This is a genomic window from Polynucleobacter yangtzensis, assembly GCF_027924165.1.
GTDB lineage: Bacteria > Pseudomonadota > Gammaproteobacteria > Burkholderiales > Burkholderiaceae > Polynucleobacter > Polynucleobacter yangtzensis.
This window is the reverse complement of the sequence record NZ_AP026973.1, coordinates 1,125,251-1,147,541: the sequence shown is the minus strand read 5'-3', so window position 1 is coordinate 1,147,541 and position 22,291 is coordinate 1,125,251. Positions and strand designations below refer to the sequence as shown.

Genomic DNA, 22,291 nt, shown 5'->3' with positions numbered 1-22,291 from the left:
TGATCAGAGAACCGCATGAATGATGTGTTGGAAAAATCAACAATCTTGGTGGTAGATGATTCCCCAGATAACTTATCTTTGATATCTGGTTTATTAAAGGACTTATACAAGCTTAAAGTTGCTAATAGCGGCGAAAAAGCACTGAAGATCGCTCATGGTGACAAGAAGCCAGATTTGATTCTTTTGGATGTCATGATGCCTGACCTCTCTGGTTATGAGGTCTGCGAATCCTTGAAGGCTGATCCTACTACCCGTGATATTCCAATCATTTTTTTGACCGCAATGACTGGTGCGGATGACGAGAAAAAAGGCCTAGAGTTAGGCGGCTCAGATTACATTACAAAGCCAATTAGCCCTCCAATTATTCTTGCTAGAGTAAAAACTCAGCTTCAAAATAAAGCAGCAGCAGATTTTTTACGTGACCAAAATGCTTATCTTGAAAAAGAAGTATCAGAGAGAACCAAAGAGGTAATGGCCATTCAGGATGTCACCATTTTGTCGATGGCATCTTTAGCTGAAACGCGAGATTCAGATACGGGCAACCATATCCGCCGTACGCAATACTATGTATTGGCTTTAGCTAAAGCACTCCAGTCTCACCCTCGTTTTTCTGAATATCTTACTGAGCAGAACATCAAGATGCTGTTTAAGTCAGCACCATTGCATGACATTGGAAAGGTTGGAATTCCTGATCGAATTTTGCTAAAGCCCGGCAAATTAGATTTTGATGAGTTTGAGATTATGAAGACGCATACCACTCTAGGTCGAGATGCTTTGGCTAATGCTGAGAAATCACTAGGCACGGATGTAGAGTTCTTAAAAATGGCAAAAGAGATTGCCTACTCTCATCAAGAAAAATGGGATGGATCAGGATATCCAGAGGGTATTGGGGGTGACGATATACCGATTTCAGCGCGCATGATGGCGGTTGCTGATGTTTATGACGCATTAATTAGCCGGCGCGTCTATAAGGATGGTATGCCCCATGAAAAAGCCTGTGTGATTATTCAAGAGGGTGGAGGCTCACATTTTGACCCCGATATCGTTTCTGCATTTACACAGATTCATGATGAGTTCAAAGAAATTGCTCTGAAGTACTCTGATAGTGATGGTGACTTAGAGCAAAAAGCCAAATATATTGGACAAGCCAAAAATTAATTGTCGTTATTAAAAAAGGAAACAATATGTATTCACAACTGCAAATTGCTGACATTATGAATAAGTTTGAAATTAATGCAGAAGACATTGCGCGTATTCGGGCTGCAGGTAGCTTATTGATTCCGGAGTTAGACAAACACATTGAAGCATTTTATGTTTGGTTAAGGCAGCATAGAGAGTACCAAATTTATTTTGCATCTAATCCTAAAAGACTGGAGCGAGTAATTGAACTCCAAAAAGCTCACTGGGAATCTTTTTTTGCTGCAAATCTAGATGAAAAGTGGTTCGCGTCTCGGATTCATGTGGGAGCTGTTCATGCCCACATCGATTTACCTAATGATATTTACTTTGCAGGCATGTCAATGTCTGGAAAATCTCTTGTTGATCGTATTCGTAAAATTAAGCCCGCCTCAAAAGATGCCGGTGAAATGGCTGACTCGGTTATGAAACTCATCTTTATGGATAGTTTTGTTGTGATTGAGGAGATTTCTCGCATACAAAGAGAGAAGATTACTGCTGGTAGTAAAGCTTTAATGGAGATGTCTACACCAGTAACGCCCATTTGGGAGGGCATTCTGCTGTTACCTCTACTCGGCATTGTGGATTCGACGCGTACTCAAGATATTATGAACAAAACCCTCGCTGAAATTGCTAAGACAAGAGCTAAAGTTTTCGTTTTGGATATTAGTGGCGTAAGCGCAATGGATACCGCAGTAGCCAATCAATTGATCAAAATTACAAAAGCAACTCAGCTTATGGGTTGCGAAACGATTATTTCGGGGGTTTCGCCATCAATTGCCCGTACTTTGGTAGAGCTGGGTGTCAGTATCGGTGAGGTTAAAACGACTGCAACGTTGCGGGACTCTTTTGAGCTAGCACTTAAGGCTGTTGGGGTGGACAGACATCTTCTTGGTAACTCCCATTAATACATTTAATTAATGTCTAGTACAAGTTCTTCTAACGTTGTAGCAACAAAAGTAAAAAACTGTCTGATTGTGACAGTGGGAGAGGATTTGTCTGGCGGGGGTTTAGAAGAGGTGCGTAGGGTTGTTTTAAGAGATGTTCATGAAAAAGGCTGTCTTAGCATCATTTTCGAGTTATCGGCATTAAAGTTTATGGATACTTTTGAGTTTCAGGGGCTAAAAACCGTTTCTGAGATGGCATCTATTCTGGGTGCCCAAGCTATGTTTGTTGGTATGCAGCCCGGCATCGTTTTTCATCTGATTACTAATGATGTGGAAACCAGCGGCCTTAATGCAGCCCTTGATTTAAATGAGGCGCTTGAAAAGCTGGGAATTACTGATGCCGCATCATGAAATTAAATCCAAGCCAGAAACAACAGTATTTTTGGTGAGCGATATGATCGATGTTCAAATAGCTGTCAGTCGCGTTAGCAATCCTTTATTTATTAAAGATGCCTCCCCAATTGATCGATCGCTACTGGGCACAATGGTCTCTGAATTAGCCACCAATATTATTAAGTACGCAGGAAGAGGTCTGATTCGGATGTCCCAGTCAAAGAGTGATGGCATTTTAGAAATTGAAATGTGGGCTGAGGATAAGGGTCCTGGGATTGATAATATTTCTTTGGCCATGAAAGACCACTTCACAACTGGTAATACTCTGGGATTAGGATTGCCTGGAGTAAGAAGAATGGCTGATGAATTTACAATTCAGTCCGATAAAGATGATGGCACGATCATTTATGCCCGTAAGCGTATTCATGGTAACAAGAGCGATATCAGTTTCAAGAAGTCAACTCCGCAGAGCCCTCAAAAACTCACAAATGAAAAGCAGTCTCTATTCGATATTGGATCCTATAACCGCCCGATGCCGGGAGAGCATGCTTCAGGGGATTTGGCGCTCATCGTTGAGTTTGATGAATACATCTTATTAATGATCGCAGATGTATCTGGTCATGGGGAGAAGGCTCATGATTTAAGTAATGCGATCTCTAATTATGTGATGAATAATACATGCAAAGACCTTGCGATTCTGATGTCTGGCTTACATAAGGTCCTGATTGGAACTCTCGGGGCTGCAGTTGCGCTACTGTTGATTGATATCGAGTCTAAGACATTCCAATATCTCGGCGTGGGTAATACAGGAGCAAACCGCTCTGTTGGAAAGCCTTGGAAGGGCGTCTCTCGTGATGGTATTTTAGGGCAACGATTGCCGGGATTTTATGCTCAAGCAGGCTTTCTTGAAAATGGCGATATTTTTACCATGTGGACAGATGGCATTTCAGATCATTCTGGAAATAGTTTTGTTAAGAGTCATGCTTACGAGTCTGCAGCAGAAATTGCACATGGATTGGTTTCGGAATTAGGAAAGCAGCATGATGATGCAAGCTGCATCATTTTTAAGTGGTTGGCATGAACTTAATTGCAGAAATTAAAATTTCCAATGAAGGAGAAATCTTTTCTTTCAGACGAAAAATGTATGATTTTGTATCTGATGTTTGTGGCGACACACAATTGGCATCTACTATCGCCAGCGGTATTTCAGAGGACATGCGTTTAATTTTCAATAGCCTGAAGAAATTCGATATAGGCGTATTTTTTGATCGCGAAGAAGGCTCCAGGTCTATTCAGCTTGCTTATGCCTGTGCTGACATTAATCCTTTTCCAACTAATTTGATGAATCGTCTGGGGTTGAAATTAAATATCACAACTGCCGAGAAGTTTAGAGATGCTGCCATTAAGACATATCGAATTTCACAGGTTCTAGCTCATGCACCCTCTAATCAAGCTTTGGGTGAAGTCTTAAACTCTAAGAGTCGTGAAGAGCTCTTTGCAGAAATTGATGTACAGCAAAAATCTCTGCAAGCAATTTTGGATAATAGTCCGGTATGTAATGGCTTTCGAGTTGGTGGCGTTTTCCGTTACGTCAATGCTCAATATGAACAGGAGTTTGGAATTAAAGCGGGGGATACCATTCAGGATCTCTATGCCTATCCTGAAGAGCGTGAGCAAATTCAGCAAGAATTGAAGCGAGACGGCTCAATTCGCAATCGAGAAGTGACTTTTAAAAGAAAAAATGGTGAATTTAGAGCATGTATCTTCTCTGCTTTACCGATGATTTATGGCGGAGAGAGTGGCTATATGTCATGGGTTACTGATATTACAGATCAAAAAGCTGCCCAAGTAGCTATTTTGAAAGCAAAACAAGCAGCAGAAGAGGCCACTAAAGCAAAAGGGGATTTTTTGGCCAATATGAGTCATGAAATTCGTACTCCAATGAATGCCATTATTGGTATGTCTCACTTGGCATTGCAGACTAATCTGGATAAGAAGCAGCGTAACTATATTGAAAAGGTAAATAGAGCCGGTGAAAACCTTCTTGGAATTATTAATGACATTTTAGATTTTTCTAAGATTGAAGCTGGAAAAATGTCTATGGAAGTTGTTGATTTCAATCTAGATGATGTCATGGATAACTTGGCCAATCTGGTAGGCATGAAGGCAGAAGATAAGGGCGTTGAATTACTATTTAATATCCATGGGGATGTTCCTAGCATGCTCATTGGGGACCCCCTAAGGCTTGGACAAATCTTAATTAACTTAGGCAATAACGCAGTTAAGTTCACGGAGACCGGAGATATTGTGGTAGCGGTGCAGATGGTATCTGAAGATGCGAATGAAATTGAACTTCATTTTTGCGTTAAAGATACTGGAATTGGAATGACCCCAGAGCAGTGCGGAAGAATGTTCCAATCCTTTAGTCAGGCCGATGCGTCAACCACTAGAAAATATGGTGGTACTGGTTTAGGTTTGGCAATTTCCAAGAATCTTGTAGAGATGATGAATGGACGTATTTGGGTGGAGAGTGAATTAGGTAAGGGCTCCAAATTCCACTTTCAAATCAAGTTAGGTAAGCACAATAATGAGTTGCAACAAAAGCTTATCAAGAAAGAGGAGTTAACTGGAGTCAAAGTGCTTGTGGCAGATGACAATGCTTCAGCGCGCGAAATTCTGATTTCTATGGTGAGTAATTTGGGAATGGAGGTTGTGGAAGCGCGTGATGGTATTGCTGCCCTGGAAATGATCGCTCAGGCCAAATTGGCTAAACCTATTGATCTGGTACTGATGGATTGGCAAATGCCAAAGATGGATGGTATGCAGGCAGCGCGAAAGTTAATGGATATGCCTAATGCTCCAGCTGTCATTATGGTAACTTCATTCGGACGAGAAGATGCTATTAATTCTGCCGAAATCCAGGAAATAAATTTAGATCATGTTTTAACAAAACCTGTCTCCCAGTCCAGTCTTATTGAGGCTTTAAGTAGCGCACTGAAAAAGGATCTTACATTTTCTAGTCGAGATGCTGATAAGCAGGTAAATCAAGCTGAGTGGATGAAGCAATTAAGTGGCGCAAAGATTTTGCTGACAGAAGACAATGAAATGAATCAAGAGCTGGCTCTTGAATTATTAAGTCAAGCAGGCATCCAAGTCACAGTTGCAAATAATGGCCAAGAGGCCCTAGATATCCTAAAAAGCAATTCAGATTTTGATGGCGTGTTGATGGATTGTCAGATGCCAATAATGGATGGATATACCGCTACTAGAGAAATTAGAAAATTACCGCAGTTTGCTAAATTGCCAATTATTGCAATGACAGCAAATGCGATGGCGGGTGATCGTGAGAAAGTAATAGAGGCGGGAATGTGGGATCACATTGCAAAGCCATTGAATGTTCAAGCCATGTTTGGCACGATTGCGAAATGGATTAAGCCTTTAAATCCTAGTAGCTCGGAAGGTATAAAAGCTGCTGAGACTGGTTCAGGTACCCATAACGCTCCCTTAAGGGTTTTGGATGGAATTGATATCAAAGTGGGTATGAGTACCACAATGAATAATGAGGATCTGTATAGGCGTCTTCTTGGTAAATTTTACGAGGGCCAAAAAGACTTTGCAGAGATGTTTAAAGCCGCTCAAACAGATACAGATACAAATGCCGCTATGCGTTGCGCGCACACATTAAAAGGCAATGCGGGGAATATTGGCGCTAAGGGGGTTCAGAAGGCAGCAGCTGAATTAGAAGAGGCTTGTAGAAATAATGATAGCTTGGCGAAAATCCAAAAGCTACTCTCTAAGGTTGTTGTTGAGCTGCAGCCTGTTATTGTGAGTTTGGGTTCCATGATTGATAGTTCAGTCAAAGATACAAAAAAGTTAGCTCCTATTGATCTAGATGAGATCCGCCAAAAAATAAACTTATTAAAATCATTGCTAGAGGATAGTGATGGAGATGCACATGAATGTTTGAATGTCATCTTAGAGCAGGTGCATTCTGAACCAGCTACTCTTCAGTTAAGGCAAGTCCTAAAAAATATTGAAAACTATGACTATGACTTAGCTTTGGATAATTTAAAGCTCTTTAAAATCTGATTTTGGTTCATCGTCCAGAGATAATCGCTTCATTAACGCAAATTCATTTAACACATCGATTCTGCTTCATTTTTTTAGCGAAAAATTCAAAAATACTTTAGAGTGCGCATGTGGCGTCAGGTATTAATGGACTGCCAGCAAATATCTAGCTATAAGGATGGTTTCTTTGAAAAAATTTGATTTCTCCACAATCCTATTTGGTCTGCTGCTCACAGCCATCGCAGCGTATTTCATGCTGAGATCTTCTCCGGCTCATAGCGCACCAAGTTCGTCGATCCTCACTGTTCAGATAGGCAATCTTGTTTGGGATCAAACCGAAATGACTATTGGTGATGTCAAAACATATGCCGCCTCTAGTAATTTTGTCAGCGCTGCTGAAAAGAAGGGCGGTGGTTTGTCCTATGAAGGCGGTTTTGTGCAAAAACCAGGATGGACTTGGAAAACGCCTTATGGTGTACCTGCAAAAGATGCTGAGCCAGCAGTTCATCTAAATCAAAAAGAAGCAGAAGCGATTTGTCGTTACTACGGCAAACGTTTGCCAACAGATGCGGAATGGACTAGCGCTGCTTTTCTGGAGCAAAGAGCCAATCCTCCAGCAGGCTTTACCAAAGGCCAGCGCTACCCCTTTCCTGGTGGCGCTAATCCAAGTCCTTCGCACTGCCTAAGTGGATGTGGCGACTACAAAGGTTTGGCTCCAGCGGGTGGGCTTAATCGCGGCACTGGGCATGTGACGACCAACACTACTAAGCCTGGCGTCAATGGTATGTATGACATGGGCGGCAATGTCTGGGAATGGACTGCAACTGAGCGCAATGGTGGCTACATTACTCGTGGCGCTTCATGGTGGTATGGCCCCGAAAGACAGCAAGAGTCTGATGTGGAATCAAAACCAGGCGATATCGCTGTGGTTTATATCGGATTTCGGTGCGTGGCTGATGCCGTGAAACAATAGGGGATGTCTACCCCAATCCCGCAATCCTCCGATATAGAAATTACACCCGATTACGAGGCAGTGATTGAGGCTATAGAGCGACACGATCCTTATATCTTTGTTAGTGGCAAGGCAGGCACCGGTAAAACCACTTTAATTGGTTATCTACGTGAGGCTATTCCGGGTAATGTGGTGGTGGTTGCTCCTACAGGGGTAGCTGCATTGCAGGTCAAAGGGGTAACGATTCACTCCTTCTTTAGATTGCCACCGCGACTCATCTTCCCTGAAGAGGATATCAAGCCGCTGCGTGACAAGCGGCTTTACAAAGACATTCGATTACTCATCATTGATGAGATCTCGATGGTCCGCGCTGATGTAGTCGATGCGATGGATTTATTTCTGCGTGAGAATGGTCCACAAAAAGGCAAGCCTTTCGGCGGTATTCAGGTGATGTTTGTTGGGGATTTATTTCAGCTACCTCCGGTGGTCTCGAGTAGCGATATGCAAGTACTGGCTGATCGTGGGTATGAGGGGCCTTATTTCTTCTGCGCTATGGCATTGCATCGTAAAGATGTCACGATGGTTGAGCTTTCTAAAATATTCCGGCAAAAAGACGAGCACTTTGCCGGTCTATTGAATCGCATTCGGATTAATCAAGATGTTGATGAGGCCATTGATATCCTCAATGCGCAGTGCTATCGCAAAGATGAACAAGTTGATGAGCAGACTATTACTCTCACCACGACAAATGCCCGCGCTGATCAAATCAATGGAGCTGGGCTGCGAGCCATCACCACCGAGGGTAAGGTGTATGCCGGTAAATCGACTGGAAAATTCAATGTCGATGAGCGTAATCTACCGTCACCAAATAGTTTAGTACTCAAGGTCGGCGCTAAGGTGATGTTTACAGCAACAGATCCAGGCTTTCCAAAGCGTTGGGTCAACGGTACGATCGGAGTCGTCCGTGAGATGCTGCCAGATAAGGTAAAGGTCATGGTACAAAACGGACCATACTCCAATACTGTTGAGGTAACAGGTCATCAGTGGGAATCCTATCGCTATGATCACGACATGATGTCAGGAAAGATCTCTCCGAGCATCATCGGCACTTACGTACAGATTCCATTAATGTTGGCTTGGGCGGTAACTATTCACAAGAGTCAGGGCAAGACCTTGGATAAGGTAAAGGTTGATCTCTCATCAGGTGCTTTTGCCTCAGGGCAGGTCTATGTAGCCCTTAGTCGTTGTAAAACGATCGAAGGTATCTCACTACAAAGACCAATTGAGCCTAGAGATGTAAGTTGTGACCAAGAGATCAAGCGCTTCTATATGAATTGCCTTCCTACCGCAAATAGGGGTATTTAAGTCTATTTGACTTGCTGTTTTTAATGTAATAACATTGTTATTACTATGAATAAGAGTCATAAATCTCCTCAACAAGCAAGCGCGCCATTGCTAATAGCTATAAGAGCTATTGGCAACTCTAAAGGTGTTGTTATTCCAAAGATTATTCTTGAACAATCTGGGATTGAAGGGGTTGTTGAGATGACGATTGACGGCGAAAAAATTATCCTAAGTAAGCCAAGAAATATATTGCGTGAACATTGGGCTCGGGATGCACAAAACCTTGTCAGAGCAGCAGAGGATGAGTTGATTCTCGGTGACTTTGCAAACGAGGAAGATGGAGATTGGGTTTGGTAAAAAGCATGGTGTCCCGCGGCGAGATCTGGCTAATTAACTTGGATCAAACGATAGGCAGTGAAATTAAAAAAATAAGACCCTGTATTGTGGTTTCACCACAAGAGTTGAATGATCATTTACGAACAGTTATCGTAGCGCCAATGACCACCAAGGGTAGGTCCGCAGGGTTTCGAGTTCCTATTACGCATGATGGCAAAAAGGGACTGATTCTTCTGGATCAAATTAGATCCATTGATAAATTGCGCCTCGTTAAGAAAATTGGGAAGAGTAATCCCAAGACTTTATCTGCAAGTCTTAGCGTTTTACAGGAAGCTTTCGCTCTTTAGTAAATTAAAAACCAGCAGCTAATCCGTCACGGCGATGATCACTGCCGGCAATAAAGGCTGAATCTGCATCATCGTTTAACTTGGCAATTGCTTGTGCGCTACCAAAATCTAAGCTGTTAGCAGGCTGCACTGTTACTTCATGACCAAGGGCTTTTAAGCCTTCAACAACACTTAATGGCATTGAGGCTTCAACCGTTAGCTTACCTAAATCATCAATACGCCAGCGGGGCGCATCTGAACAAGCTTGAGGGTTGAGATATTCATCAACAAAGCGCATCACAAACTGGATATGACCTTGGGGTTGCATGTTTCCGCCCATCACGCCAAAAGCCATGGTGGGCTTGCCGTCTTTAGTCAGGAATGCAGGAAGAATCGTATGGAATGGACGTTTACTTGGCGCTACTTGATTGGGGTGCCCATCTTCCAATCTGAAGCTCATACCGCGATTATGGAAAGCAATACCACCAGGTGCGACTACGCCAGATCCAAATCCTTTGAAATTCGACTGAATATAAGAAATCATCATGCCGGATTCATCGGCAGCGCATAAATACACTGTGCCACCAGAGTGAGGGTCACCAGCGCCATAGCTTCCTGCTTGATTGTGATCAATCATGGCAGCGCGATTTGCTAGGTAATCTCTATTCAATAATGAGCTCACTGGCATTTGCATTGAGCGTGCATCCGAAACGTAGGCATACACATCGGCAAAGGCCATGCGCATCGCTTCAATCTGCAAATGGATGCGCTGGGCTGAGTTAGCTGGATATTGCTTCACATTGGCTGCTTGCAAAATACCTAAAGCGATTTGGGCTGCTATTCCAGAGCCATTCGGGGGAATTTCATGGAGGGTGTAGTCACCGTAGTCAAAGGCGAGGGGCTCAACCCATTCGGATTGGTTGTCAGCAAAGTCTTGCATAGTGAAGCAACCACCGGTGGCTTGTGCAAAGTTGACCATGCTCTGAGCGAGAGGGCCTTTATAGAAGGATTCGCCTTCTGTCGCTGCAATTTCTTTTAGGGTTTTAGCTTGTGCGGGGTATTTCCAGATTTGACCTGCCTGTGGTGATTTGCCATCAATCAAAAATGACTCAGAAAAGCCTGGCTGATTCTTTAGAATCGGAATTGCTTCACGCCATTGACGTGCAATTACAGGTGAAACAGGAAAACCATTTTCAGCGTAATCAATTGCGCGTTTGAATAATTGAGCAAATGGTAACTTTCCAAACTTGCGAGACAAGTCAATCCAACCAGCGACCATGCCTGGAACCGTGACCGTATTCCAACCGATTAAATCCATCGCTGATTTGCCGGCAAAATACTCTGGCTTCCATGCCGCAGGAGCACGACCAGAAGCATTTAAGCCATGTAGCTTTTTTCCATCCCACAGAATGGCAAAGCCATCACCGCCTAAGCCATTCATCGTAGGTTCGACAACGGTAAGGGTAATGGCAGTTGCCAACGCAGCATCAACCGCATTACCGCCGTTTTGTAAAACTTCAATTCCAGCTTGCGTGGCAAGAGGTTGCGAGCTAGCTACTGTATTTCGAGCTAGAACAGGGGCGCGGCCACCACCAAAGGGAGGGGAAATCAACATAGTAAGTCTTCTAGTTATGTAATGCGGTTACCAATTAATCAATTAATCAATTTTAATATTTGAAGCCTTCACAATCTTGGCCCACTTTTCATGTTCAGCAATGGTGATCTCAGCTAATTTTTCTGAATTAGCAAACTGAGGATGTATACCTTGATTAGCTAACTTGGTTTTAAAGTCTGGATTTGTCAGAATTTTGCGAATTTCTCTTTCCAGGCGTGCAACTATTGCAGGTGAAGTTCCTTTAGGTGCGTAGATGGCAAACAAATTCTCCACATCGAATTTTTTCATGCCATCTTGCTCAAAGGTAGGAACGTTAGGCATCAAAGGTGAGCGCTCTGAAGAGGCAATTGCGATTGGCCTTAGCTTACCGCTCTGAATATGTGGCAAAGATGCTGTAATGCTGTCAAACATCATCAAAGTATTGCCAGCGATTAAATCAGGCAATGCAAAGCTGCTACCTTTATAGGGGATGTGTACCCCGGTAGCGCCTATACGCTGCATAAATAATTGGGACTCTAGATGAGATAGGGTGCCATTGCCTTGTGATGCGTAATTAAAGTTGCCGTTCTTGGATTTAATAAATGCAATTAGTTCGGTCATATTCTTGGCGGGAACGCTTGGATTCACCTCTAAGACATGAGGTACTGAACCCACTAGTGCTACGGAAACAAAGTCTTTTTGCAAGGAAAAGGGCGGGTTGTTAAAAAGGGCTTGGGCAATTGCCTGATTTGTTAAGGCGCTAAAGTGAATTGTGTAGCCATCTGGATTTGCTTTGGCTGCGGCAGTCATGCCAATCATTCCGCCACCGCCGGGTTTGTTTTCAATTACCACCGCCTGACCCAAGGCATCTCCTAATGGTGCAGCAATACTACGCGCAAAGACATCAGTTGAGCCTCCCGCAGGGAAGGAGAGAATCATTTGAATCGGTTTTTTGGGCCAATCAGTATCAGGTGCCGCAATGCTGACATTGACTAATCCAAGAGCAGCAGTAATACCGAAGACGATGCGATGAATGAGATTCATGGGGGCCTTTGAAGGATGTGAGTTAAATAGTTGAATGAGAGGGTTATTTTTCATCTTTTAGCCAATACCACTTATAGAGAAAACTTTGCCCCAATCTTCTAAATGGAGACAGTGTCTCCGAGCGCACTTTTCCAAAGAGATTAGGAAATTCGAGAGGGGAGTTATAAATCGGTAACTTAAATACTTCAGAATTGACTTTACTTCCAGCCACTAGTTCAGCCAAGCGTTTGCCAGCCCAGGTAGAGAAGGAGACGCCATTACCACCATAGCCTAAAGCGTGCCATACCATTTGCTTTGGATCGGGTTGAGTGATGCGAGGCATCATGTCATGACTGACATCAACCCATCCCCACCAGGAATAATCAATCTCAATACCAGCTAACGGTGGAAACTTTCTAGCGATAGCATCTGTTAATAGTTTGAGATGTTCTGGGGCATTTGCATCGGCACCGCTAATGGAGCTACGGCTACCTAACTGCAAACGATTGTCTTTCAGTAGGCGGTAATAAAAACGTAAAGTGCGTGTATCCGTCAAGAAAGTGTGCGTACGAAAATTACATGCTGCTATCTCTGCATCAGTCAGCGGTCTAGTCACCACTGAATTTGACAGAATAGGAAGGATGCGATTTTTGATGAGCTTTAAGCCCTGCATACCATAGCCGCCGGTGCAGATGGCAATCCGCTTGGCGCGAACAATGCCGCCGGGGGTTCTGATGTGATGAACGCCATTGATTGTTTCCCAAGATTCAACGGGGCTGCTGGTATGGATCTTCACTCCCAAGCTTTGCGCTTTCCGAAGTAATCCATAGGTAAATTTGAGTGGATGAATGCCAACACCTTCACGCTCTAGAAGTGCTCCAGCAGCATCACGATCGTCGCAGTATTGCTCTCTTAGCTCTTGCGCACTCATGAGGAGTGGGTCGTAGCCAAATACTTCTTTTCGAACTTTCGCTTCATTCTGAAGGTAAGTCATCTTCTCTGTGCGATGGGCAACGTATAAGTGACCGCCATCAGTGGCATCACAATCAATTTGACTCACTAATTCTTTGAAGTTTTCAAAGCCGGTATAAATTTCTCGATCAAGTTTCTTGGCAGTATCTAAACCCCAGCGCTCAATCCATTGAGAGCGAGACAAGCGACCGCTGGCATTTTGTCCTTGACCACCGCTTCTGCTAGAGCAGCCCCAAGCAGTTTGGTTAGCTTCCAGAATCACTGCCTTGATGCCATGCTCTTGTGCTAAGTAAAGTGCAGTTGAAACCCCGGTTGATCCCGAACCAATTACAACAACATCGGCATCAAAGTCTTGAGTGACGGGCCCATCATTTGGTGGAGGTGTGCCGGCGCTTGCTACCCAGTAGCTTGGCGCATAGTCTCGACCTGTCCCAGGGTTTTGGGAGGTGAGGGGGTCATAAAGCGGGTCGTATTTCATCGGGATTTAGTCTAGGGCATTCCCAATTATTTTGCTGCCGGCAAATTCGGTCGATTCTTGCGAAAAACATTCTTTAGTTGAATCTTGCCATCTTTGAAAGTGAAGACATCTACCCCGTCAGCTTCTACGCGTGATCCATCGGCCGCAGTTCCAGTAAATGTCCACTCTGAGACTCCAAAATTCTCGTGAACAAAATGTCGATCATGAGTCCATTGGGCGTCTGGAAAGTTGATCCAGGCACTTTCAAATGCCGACCTTACTGCTTGAAGACCCTCATAGCGTGCTCCATACGCCTCCGGCCCTGCTGCAGTCTGAAAGACGCAGTCATCACTCATGAAGCTCATTAGAGAATCAATATCGTGACGATTCCAGGCGGCGCTGAAGGCTGCTAAGGTAGCTACTGTAATTGGTTCTTTAGTATTTGGCATAGTGCTTATTGCTTAAATTCATGAGGGTGGTCAATGAAATTTAGTTTGATTGCTATAGTATCGAACAAATCTAATAAACACATATGAGACGAGCATGGACACTTCTGTAAAGTCAGTTGATATGTCAGCCTATTGGCTGCCTTTCACTCCTAATCGCTATTTTCAGCATCATCCGAAGATCATGCGGTCCGCTAAAGGAGCTTACTACTATGACGATCATGGACGAAAGCTGTTTGATGGACTATCAGGGCTCTGGTGCTCCCCATTAGGGCACGCTGATCCGCGTATTGGTGCAGCTATCCAAAAACAATTTGAAACCATGGACTATTGCCCGGCGTTTCAGATGGCGAGTGAAACGGCATTTAGCTTGGCGGCCCGTATTGCAAAAATGGCACCTGCAGGACTGGACAAAGTCTTTTTCACTAATTCTGGATCAGAGGCCGTAGATACCGCATTAAAAATTGCGATTGGTTACCACCGCGTCATGGGTAATGCTTCTCGTACACGCTTGATTGGGCGAGATCGCGCGTATCACGGTGTTGGTATTGCAGGCATATCAGTGGGTGGCATGGTTGCCAATCGCAAAATGTTTGCCAGCATGATGATGCCAGGCGTAGATCACTTGCCACATACACTCAATCTCTCACAAATGGCTTTCTCAAGAGGGCAGCCAAAGTGGGGCGCTCATTTGGCTGAAGAGCTCGAAAAAATTGTCACATTGCATGATGCAAATACGATTGCCGCAGTCATTATGGAGCCGGTACAAGGCTCTACAGGCGTCATTGTTCCGCCGGATGGTTACCTTCAAAAAATTCGTGAGATCTGTACTAAGCACGGCATCTTATTGATCTTTGATGAGGTGATTACTGGTTTTGGGCGCTTAGGTGCCAACTTTGGCGCTGATCGATTTGGCGTAACGCCTGACATGATTACCTTTGCCAAGGGAATTACAAATGGCGTCATTCCAATGGGTGGTGTCATTGTGCGTGGCGATATTTACGACAGCATCATCACCAATGGTGGCCAAGAGCAGTCTATTGAATTCTTTCACGGCTATACCTACTCAGGTCATCCAATCCCTGCGGCAGCTGGTCATGCTGTGCTTGATATTTTTGAATCTGACGATTTAGTCAATCGTGCGCGAGCGCTTGAGCCAGTGCTTGAGGATGGTTTGCATGCGCTAAAAGGTAAGTCCGGTATTTTGGATATTCGTAATTTTGGTTTGTCAGGTGCCGTTGAGTTGGATCCTGTACCAGGTAAGCCAGGTCTGCGCTCCATGAAAGTCTTGGAAGCTTGTATCGAAAAGGGCGCGCTAGTTCGTGTGGCTGGTGATGCGATTGCAGTAGGCCCACCATTTATCTCTACGCCAGAGGAAGTGCAATTTCTTTGCAGCGTTCTAGGCGAAGCGATTGATGTCGCTATGCAGATTAAGTAATCAGATCAACAAAGAAATAAGGCAAAGAAATCAAGCGAGATATCACTTATTAAATAAGTGATAAATCACAGGGATAGCAACGGCGCTTACTACGCCGTTCATTCCCATGGCAAGGCTGGCATAGGTTCCCGCTTCAGGGTGAATGCTAAAGGCGCGCGAAGTTCCAATGCCGTGCGCCCCAATGCCAATAGCGAAGCCTCTTTGCCACCAGGCCTTCATGCCCAATGCATTGAGAACAAAAGGCGCCAAGATTGCACCTAGGATTCCGGTGCTCACTGCAAAGATAGCAGTGAGGGTGGGTGAGACACCAATACGCTCGGCGATACCCATGGCAATTGGTGCTGTAACTGATTTGGGATACATAGCCCCAGTAATGCTGGAGTCCCCCCCGAGTAGGGTAGCAATGCCCACAGCGCTAATGATCGAAACTAAGCCACCAGTACACAGCGACGCAATTAAAGGAATGGATCTTCCTTTAAGACTACTGAGGCCTCTATAAATAGGTATTGCCAAAGAAACGGTCGCCGAACCCAATAGGAAGTGAATAAATTGCGCACCCTCAAAATAGGTTGAGTAGGGCATTTCAATAAACTGAATCATGCTCGCCACAATCAGAATGGCAATGGCCACTGGATTGGCTAGCGGATTCTGATGGGTTGCCTTGTAAATGGCTAGCCCAATTTGATAGGCGGCTAGGGTAATAAATAGGGCAAACAGCGGGCTCCCAGATAAGTAGACCCATATCTCGACTATGGAGTGCTTTTCACTCATGAGACTCTCTCTTGCTCAGGAGGCGTGCGATGAAAGCGCTAGAGGCGATGGTGAGTATGACGCTACCAACCAGTGCGCTAATAATGGCCAGTGCATTTGCTTGAAGTTGAGGTAGAAATAGCACAACGCCAACGGCCGCTGGGACAAAGAGCAGCCCAAGGTATTGGCTGAAGCCGTCGGCAACCATTGCCAAGTCGGAATTGATTCCCTTGCGCAAAACTAGCCAAAGAACCAGAAGAACTAGCCCAATGACTGGTCCAGGTAGTGTCGGCAGCAGAAACTTAGAGACAAGCTCGCCAAGACTTTGAAAGAGAAGGATTTGTACAAGGCCAGAGATCATGTCTTGATCTTACTGCTCAATAATTTATGTTGCAAAGCAATAAATCAATTCTTGGTTAAGATGAACGTACTAAAAGGAGGGGTATTTTTTCATACCCTAAGAACGATAAAAGAGTTATCAGGAGAGCACGCATGGCCGAACTAAATGTGAATGGCAAAAAGTACAAGCTGGATGTAGATCCAGAGACCCCATTGCTTTGGGTAATCCGCGAACAAATTGGATTAACTGGCACTAAATATGGTTGCGGCATTGGCGCATGTGGTGCTTGTACAGTTCTATTCGAAGGTCAGGCTGTCCGTAGTTGCGCTATCCCTGTTGCTGCAGTAGAGGGTAAAAAAATTGAGACCATTGAAAGCTTGGAAAAGAATGGCCAATTATCTAAAGTGCAAAAAGCTTGGGTTGATAACCAAGTGCCTCAGTGCGGTTACTGTCAATCTGGCATGGTGATGGCAACAACAGCTTTGTTGCGCAACACGCCGAAGCCAACAGATGCCCAAATTGATGCGGCCATCACTAATATCTGCCGTTGCGGTACTTTCCAAGAAGTACGTGCAGCTATTCATGCTGTAAGCAAGGGTTAAGGGGAAAACACATGACTACAAATACAAATACTTCCCGCCGCCACTTTGTTATTGGTTCTAGTGCAATTGCCACTGGACTAGCAATTGGCTTTGATCTTTCCTTTATGTCTACTGCTCATGCAGCTATGGGTACCGGTACTACTGCAATGACTCCATTAGCCACCCCAGAAATTGGTGTGTGGGTTGTGGTGAAGCCAAATGATGATGTTGTCGTGCGTATTGTTCGCTCTGAAATGGGTCAAGGCACCATTACTGGTTTGGCACAGATGGTTGCTGAGGAATTGCAATGCGATTGGAAGAAGGTGTCTTACGACTATCCATCTCCTGGTGAGAATTTAAAGCGCAACAAAGTTTGGGGAAGTTACTCAACTGGTGGTAGCCGCGGTATTCGTACTTCCGAACAATATGTTCGTAAAGGCGGTGCTGCAGCACGCATGATGTTGATTCAGGCTGCTGCCAATCAATGGAATGTACCTGCATCAGAATGTGTCGCTAAAGACAGCGTGATTACGCACACACCATCTGGCAAGAAAACCACTTTCGGTAAAGTATCTGTTGCCGCATCACAGTTGGAAGTGCCAAAAGATGCACCATTAAAAGATCCAAAAGAGTGGACGCTCATTGGTAAGTCTGTGAACCGTATTGACGGTGTAGCTGACAAGGTTACTGGTAAACAGGTCTATGCAATCGATCTAAAGATGCCAGGCATGTTGGTGGCTAACATTAAGGAATCTCCAGTATTTGGCGGCAAAGTAAAGAGCTACGATGCAACTAAAGCTCAAAACATGAAGGGTGTTAAGAAAGTTGTTCAAGTTGGCGACACCGCTGTAGCAGTTGTTGCAGATACTTTCTGGCAAGCTAAAACTGCTTTAGACCAAGTCAATATTGTTTGGGATAACGGTTCAAATGGAGAGCTCTCTAGTGCTGGTATCAAGAAGATGTTGGAAGAGGGTCTAACTGCGAATGATGCATTTGCTCACAATACAAATGGTGATGTAAAAGCAGCTATGTCTAGCGCATCCAAGACATTGGAGGCAACTTACTTCTATCCATTCTTGAATCATGCAACCCTAGAGCCACAAACAGCTACTGCCAAATGGACAGCAGATTCATGTGAGGCATGGGTACCAACACAAGATGGTGAAGCATCGTTAGCTGCTGTCATCGCTGCTTCTGGTTTGCCAGCCGATAAATGCAATGTGTACAAAGTGAACCTGGGTGGTGGCTTTGGTCGCCGTGGTGCTTTCCAAGATTACACAACGCAAGCGGTGAATATTGCTAAGCAAATGCCAGGCACGCCGATCAAGTTAATATGGACTCGCGAAGAAGATATGACGCAAGGTCGTTATCATCCGGTAATGATGTGCAAGATGTCTGCTGCAATCGATGATAAGAAGAACGTGACAGCGGTAAACATGCGTTTATCTGGCCAATCCATTTTGGCTGCTGTTCGTCCAGCTGTTGTAGCGGCAAACAAAGGTAAAGATCCTTTAGCGTTCCAGGGCGTAGATCCGACTGGTGAGCATGGCATTTGCTACAGCTTCCCTAATCTCAATATTGATTATGCAATGCGCAACACAACCGTACCCCCAGGATTCTGGCGTGGTGTGAACGTGAACCAAAATGCGATTTTTATCGAAACCTTTATGGATGAGATGGCTGAGGCTACTGGGGTCGATGCAGTTGAGTTCCGTCGCAAGCATATGGAAAAGTATCCTCGTGCGGTAGCGGTATTGAATGCTGTCGCTGATGGCATTGGTTGGAATACTCCTGCTAAACCAGGCGTATTCCGTGGCGTTGCTCAAATGCGCTCATTTGGTAGTTATGTGGCTGCTGCCTGTGAACTTTCAGTGACCAATGGCAATGAAGTGAAGATTCATCGCATTGTTGCTGCTACAGACCCAGGTTATGTAGTGAATCCTGCGCAGGTAGCTCGTCAGGTATCTGGTTCATTCGTGTATGGCTTGTCTGCATTGTTTGAAGAAGAGATCACGATTGAAAAGGGTGCTGTTGTTCAGAAGAACTTCGATACCTTCGGTTCAATTCGCCTCTCGCAAATGCCTAAAGTAGAAACCATCATCATTCAAGGTGGCGGTAAGGACTGGGGTGGTGTAGGTGAGCCAACGATTGCGGTTGCTGCACCAGCAGTTCTCAATGCTATTTATCGTGCAACTGGCAAACGCCTGCGCACGGTCCCTCTCAAAAACAGCGGTATTAAGCTGGTTTAAGAGTTGACTCATTGAAATTGTGCCCATGAGAAAGAGGATTGCGCTAGCAGTATCTTTGCTAGTCATCCTTAATCTCCAGGTTGCACAGGCTCAAGTGATTAAGGGGGGTTCGATTATCGAACCCCTTTCTGTTGAGCCCGGTGATCCGGTGCGTGGTCGAGTAATTGTTGCAAGTCGTCAAACGGGCTTGTGTTTGCTGTGTCATAGCGGCCCCTTTCCGGAGGAGCGCTTTCAAGGTAACTTGGCTCCAGAGCTTAAAGCAAGCGTAGCTCGATTGAGTTCACCTCAACTCAGGGCGCGTATTGTTAATGCGGCACACTTCAATCCGCAAACCATCATGCCGTCTTATTACCAAACCAGCAATCTCAACCGGGTTTCCTCTAAATTTGCTGGGCAAACCATATTGACTGGCCAAGAGATAGAAGACGTCATTGCCTTTTTAGTGACCTTGAATAATTAATGAGTTATACGAAATCAAAATGAAGAAAAACATTCATCATCAACGGCGACGCTGGTTAAAGCAGGTACAAGGGCTTGGTCTATTAGCCATAGCAACTTGCTTAACACCCCTGAAAGCCTTTGCAAAAAAAGAGGATGCAGATGAGGCGATAAAAAAAATCATTGGAGGAGCACCAATTAAAGATGGCAAGGTGACTTTGACGATCCCTCCATTAGTGGAAAACGGAAATTTAGTTGTTTTAAAGGTTAGCGTGGATAGTCCCATGACGGCTAACGATTATGTCAAGACGATTCATGTAATAGCTGAAGCCAATCCTTCGCCAAATATCTTTACTGTCTACTTGACGCCACGTTCAGGCACTGCAAACGTAACCACTCGTGTGCGTTTAGCTGACAGTCAAAGAGTTTGGGCAATTGCACAGATGAGTAATGGTAGCTTTTGGCGGGGCTCAGCTGAAACTTTGGTGACTCTCTCTGCATGTACGGAGATGGTATGAGTAAAACCTCCCGCACATCAATCACTATGCCGGCAACGGCAAAAAAAGATTCCATTATTGAGATTCGTGCGATTGCGCAGCATGATATGGAGTCAGGTTTCCGTTATACCGAAGGCGGTAAGCAGATTCCTCGCGACATTATTCGCACGTTTACATGTACCTATAACAATGTAGAGGTATTCAAGGCAGATTTCTATTCCGGTATTGGCGCCAACCCCTTAATTATCTTCACCACTGTCGCAGTAGAATCTGGAACTCTTGAATTTAAGTGGGTAGGAGATGGTGGTTATGAAGCGGTAAATCAGGCTAGTATTACTGTTTCGTGAACTTAGCTCTTTCTCTATTTCTTAGTGTTGGCTTTTTCACTCTGGGGAGCTCCCTTGTGCAGGGCGCTCCAAAAGAGGTCACAGTAAAGCAGCAATCTAGCTATGAGTTGATGTCTGCTGAAAACAAAGCAATGCAGGATGATCCTTCATTAAATCCTGCGATGTTTTGGGTGGGTGATGGCGAGACTTTATGGCAGCAAAAAATAGGCCCTCAAAATAAGTCCTGCAGCTCTTGTCATGGCGATGCAAAGAAATCGATGCGTGGTGTAGCGACTCAGTTTCCAAAGGTGATCAAAGGTAAATTGCAGACTCTGGAAGGGCAAATAAATCAGTGTCGCGTTGGAGCGCAGGGAGCATCCCCATTGACTTATGAGAGTAAAGATCTTTTGGCGCTAACAGCCTTTGTCGCTTTTCAATCTAAAGGCATGCCCATCTCCATCAGCGAGACTTCAGCAAATGCACCCTTTTTGAAGAAAGGTCGCCAGACATTTAATGAGAGGATGGGGCAACTTAATTTATCTTGTGCGCAATGCCATGAAGATAGGGCGGGTCTGAAGCTGGGTGGAAGTCTGATTCCACAGGGACATCCTAATGCTTACCCTATTTACCGTTTGGAATGGCAAACCTTGGGTTCTGTGCAACGTCGACTTCGTAACTGCATGAGCGGTGTTAGGGCTCAACAGTTTGAATATGGTTCGCCAGAGATGGCGCAGTTAGAGTTATTTCTGATGTGGCGTGCTAGAGGCTTACCTCTGGAGTCTCCAGGGGTAAGGCCTTAAACAGCTCCCACTATATTAGTCGGAGAAGACTACTGAAGTCGCGCCATTAATGAGAACGCGATCATGTAGGTAGTAACGTAGAGCTCTAGAGAGAACCGTACGTTCCAAATCACGACCCTTACGCACTAAATCGTCTGGTGTATCGCCATGCGTAACGCGTGTAACGTCTTGCTCAATGATCGGACCTTCATCCAGATCGCTGGTAACAAAATGAGCGGTAGCGCCGATGAGCTTGATGCCGCGGGCGTGAGCTTGATGGTAAGGTTTGGCACCTTTAAAGCTTGGTAAGAATGAGTGATGCACGTTGATACAGCGCCCAGAAAGCTTGGTTGATAAATCGTCAGACAAGATCTGCATGTAACGCGCCAATATCACCATATCCACTTTAGAGTCAGCGACGATCTCTAGCAGTTTTGCTTCTTGAGCGGGCTTGGTTTCTGGAGTCACTGGCAGGTGATAGAAAGGAATATCAGCAAAGTCGATGCTAGCGTACACGTCACGAGGGTGATTGGAAACAATACCGCAAATAATCATTGGCAATTCGCCGATACGCCAGCGGTAAAGCAAATCAACCAAGCAATGATCTAGCTTCGAGGCCATGATCAAGACGCGCTTGAGGTCCTTCACTGCACGCAATTCCCAAGTGAGCTCAAAGCGTTTAGCGATTTCTAAAAAACCAGATCTCAATGAGTCTGCATTCGCAGGGCAGCTAAAGCTCACTCGCATAAAGAATCGCTTGGAGGCCTTGTCATCAAACTGCTGAGCTTCTTCAATGTCGCCACCTAGTTCAAAAATATAAGTAGAAACTGCAGCAACAATTCCGGGCTTATTTGGGCAGGTAAGGGTGAGGTAGTAGTTTTCTGTGGCCATATTAAATCGTCAGTTGATTGCTAATAAG

At 44.8% G+C, this 22,291-nt stretch carries 23 protein-coding genes; 16 read left to right on the top strand and 7 right to left on the bottom strand.

Annotated elements, in window-relative coordinates; translation table 11 throughout:
• Nucleotides 1-15: 15 nt before the first annotated feature.
• From QMF28_RS05935 to QMF28_RS05895, 9 genes are all read left to right on the top strand, one after another.
• A complete protein-coding gene (locus tag QMF28_RS05935; protein WP_281741675.1) occupies nt 16-1,158 on the top strand; it encodes a response regulator in 1,143 nt (380 codons plus the stop codon).
• A 26-nt stretch (nt 1,159-1,184) separates the two neighbouring features.
• Complete coding sequence (locus QMF28_RS05930) at nt 1,185-2,084, top strand: protoglobin domain-containing protein (RefSeq protein WP_281741674.1); 900 nt, start codon at nt 1,185-1,187, stop codon at nt 2,082-2,084.
• A 12-nt stretch (nt 2,085-2,096) separates the two neighbouring features.
• On the top strand, nt 2,097-2,474 hold the full coding sequence (locus tag QMF28_RS05925) for an STAS domain-containing protein (RefSeq protein ID WP_281741672.1): 378 nt from the start codon (nt 2,097-2,099) through the stop codon (nt 2,472-2,474).
• Nucleotides 2,461-3,537, top strand: a complete 1,077-nt coding sequence (locus QMF28_RS05920; RefSeq protein ID WP_281741670.1) for an ATP-binding SpoIIE family protein phosphatase — start codon at nt 2,461-2,463, stop codon at nt 3,535-3,537. The genes QMF28_RS05925 and QMF28_RS05920 overlap by 14 nt, the downstream gene beginning before the upstream one ends.
• Nucleotides 3,534-6,545, top strand: a complete 3,012-nt coding sequence (locus QMF28_RS05915) for a response regulator (protein WP_281741669.1) — start codon at nt 3,534-3,536, stop codon at nt 6,543-6,545. The genes QMF28_RS05920 and QMF28_RS05915 overlap by 4 nt, the downstream gene beginning before the upstream one ends.
• A 166-nt stretch (nt 6,546-6,711) precedes the next feature.
• Nucleotides 6,712-7,497, top strand: a complete 786-nt coding sequence (locus QMF28_RS05910; RefSeq protein ID WP_281741667.1) for a formylglycine-generating enzyme family protein — start codon at nt 6,712-6,714, stop codon at nt 7,495-7,497.
• A 3-nt stretch (nt 7,498-7,500) separates the two neighbouring features.
• The gene (locus tag QMF28_RS05905; RefSeq protein WP_281741666.1) at nt 7,501-8,841 is read left to right on the top strand and encodes an ATP-dependent DNA helicase; all 1,341 of its coding nucleotides are present in this window, start codon (nt 7,501-7,503) and stop codon (nt 8,839-8,841) included.
• A 45-nt stretch (nt 8,842-8,886) separates the two neighbouring features.
• Nucleotides 8,887-9,177, top strand: a complete 291-nt coding sequence (locus QMF28_RS05900) for an AbrB/MazE/SpoVT family DNA-binding domain-containing protein (protein WP_281741665.1) — start codon at nt 8,887-8,889, stop codon at nt 9,175-9,177.
• A gap of 5 nt (nt 9,178-9,182) precedes the next feature.
• Nucleotides 9,183-9,503, top strand: coding sequence for a type II toxin-antitoxin system PemK/MazF family toxin (locus QMF28_RS05895; RefSeq protein WP_281743641.1), 321 nt, complete (start codon nt 9,183-9,185; stop codon nt 9,501-9,503).
• A gap of 4 nt (nt 9,504-9,507) precedes the next feature.
• On the opposite strand, the gene QMF28_RS05890 is transcribed toward QMF28_RS05895, so the two are convergent.
• From QMF28_RS05890 to QMF28_RS05875, 4 genes are read right to left on the bottom strand one after another with little or no spacing between them, the layout of a single operon-like run.
• Nucleotides 9,508-11,097 (bottom strand): gamma-glutamyltransferase family protein, encoded by a 1,590-nt coding sequence (locus tag QMF28_RS05890; RefSeq protein WP_281741664.1) that lies wholly within the window; start codon nt 11,095-11,097, stop codon nt 9,508-9,510.
• 42 nt (nt 11,098-11,139) lie between these two features.
• The gene (locus tag QMF28_RS05885; protein WP_068323750.1) at nt 11,140-12,120 is read right to left on the bottom strand and encodes a Bug family tripartite tricarboxylate transporter substrate binding protein; all 981 of its coding nucleotides are present in this window, start codon (nt 12,118-12,120) and stop codon (nt 11,140-11,142) included.
• A gap of 43 nt (nt 12,121-12,163) precedes the next feature.
• Nucleotides 12,164-13,549: an NAD(P)/FAD-dependent oxidoreductase gene (locus QMF28_RS05880; protein WP_281741663.1), complete on the bottom strand. Its 1,386-nt coding sequence runs from the start codon at nt 13,547-13,549 to the stop codon at nt 12,164-12,166.
• 26 nt (nt 13,550-13,575) lie between these two features.
• Nucleotides 13,576-13,977 (bottom strand): nuclear transport factor 2 family protein, encoded by a 402-nt coding sequence (locus tag QMF28_RS05875; RefSeq protein WP_068323252.1) that lies wholly within the window; start codon nt 13,975-13,977, stop codon nt 13,576-13,578.
• Between the two features lie 94 nt (nt 13,978-14,071).
• On the opposite strand from QMF28_RS05875, the gene aptA reads away from it, so the two are divergent.
• Complete coding sequence (aptA, locus tag QMF28_RS05870; RefSeq protein WP_281741662.1) at nt 14,072-15,412, top strand: omega-aminotransferase AptA; 1,341 nt, start codon at nt 14,072-14,074, stop codon at nt 15,410-15,412.
• A gap of 42 nt (nt 15,413-15,454) precedes the next feature.
• Here the strand turns inward: aptA and QMF28_RS05865 are convergent, their stop codons facing one another.
• Both QMF28_RS05865 and QMF28_RS05860 read right to left on the bottom strand, forming a co-directional pair.
• Nucleotides 15,455-16,183, bottom strand: a complete 729-nt coding sequence (locus QMF28_RS05865; RefSeq protein ID WP_281741660.1) for an LrgB family protein — start codon at nt 16,181-16,183, stop codon at nt 15,455-15,457.
• Complete coding sequence (locus QMF28_RS05860) at nt 16,176-16,523, bottom strand: CidA/LrgA family protein (protein ID WP_281741659.1); 348 nt, start codon at nt 16,521-16,523, stop codon at nt 16,176-16,178. The genes QMF28_RS05865 and QMF28_RS05860 overlap by 8 nt, the downstream gene beginning before the upstream one ends.
• A gap of 131 nt (nt 16,524-16,654) precedes the next feature.
• Between QMF28_RS05860 and QMF28_RS05855 the strand changes: the two genes are divergently transcribed.
• From QMF28_RS05855 to soxA, 6 genes are read left to right on the top strand one after another with little or no spacing between them, the layout of a single operon-like run.
• Nucleotides 16,655-17,104 carry a (2Fe-2S)-binding protein gene (locus tag QMF28_RS05855; RefSeq protein ID WP_281741658.1) on the top strand — a complete coding sequence of 150 codons (450 nt, stop codon included), beginning with the start codon at nt 16,655-16,657 and terminating at the stop codon, nt 17,102-17,104.
• A gap of 11 nt (nt 17,105-17,115) precedes the next feature.
• The gene (locus QMF28_RS05850) at nt 17,116-19,332 is read left to right on the top strand and encodes a xanthine dehydrogenase family protein molybdopterin-binding subunit (RefSeq protein WP_281741657.1); all 2,217 of its coding nucleotides are present in this window, start codon (nt 17,116-17,118) and stop codon (nt 19,330-19,332) included.
• Between the two features lie 25 nt (nt 19,333-19,357).
• Nucleotides 19,358-19,792, top strand: a complete 435-nt coding sequence (gene soxX / locus QMF28_RS05845) for a sulfur oxidation c-type cytochrome SoxX (RefSeq protein WP_281741656.1) — start codon at nt 19,358-19,360, stop codon at nt 19,790-19,792.
• A gap of 19 nt (nt 19,793-19,811) precedes the next feature.
• On the top strand, nt 19,812-20,288 hold the full coding sequence (locus QMF28_RS05840) for a SoxY-related AACIE arm protein (RefSeq protein WP_281741655.1): 477 nt from the start codon (nt 19,812-19,814) through the stop codon (nt 20,286-20,288).
• Nucleotides 20,285-20,614: a thiosulfate oxidation carrier complex protein SoxZ gene (locus QMF28_RS05835; RefSeq protein WP_281741654.1), complete on the top strand. Its 330-nt coding sequence runs from the start codon at nt 20,285-20,287 to the stop codon at nt 20,612-20,614. Before QMF28_RS05840 ends, QMF28_RS05835 begins: the two co-directional genes overlap by 4 nt.
• Nucleotides 20,611-21,393 (top strand): sulfur oxidation c-type cytochrome SoxA, encoded by a 783-nt coding sequence (gene soxA, locus QMF28_RS05830; protein ID WP_281741652.1) that lies wholly within the window; start codon nt 20,611-20,613, stop codon nt 21,391-21,393. Before QMF28_RS05835 ends, soxA begins: the two co-directional genes overlap by 4 nt.
• A 15-nt stretch (nt 21,394-21,408) precedes the next feature.
• Here soxA and purU read toward each other — a convergent pair whose 3' ends face one another.
• Nucleotides 21,409-22,263, bottom strand: a complete 855-nt coding sequence (purU, locus tag QMF28_RS05825; protein ID WP_281741650.1) for a formyltetrahydrofolate deformylase — start codon at nt 22,261-22,263, stop codon at nt 21,409-21,411.
• Between the last annotated feature and the right edge of the window lie 28 nt (nt 22,264-22,291).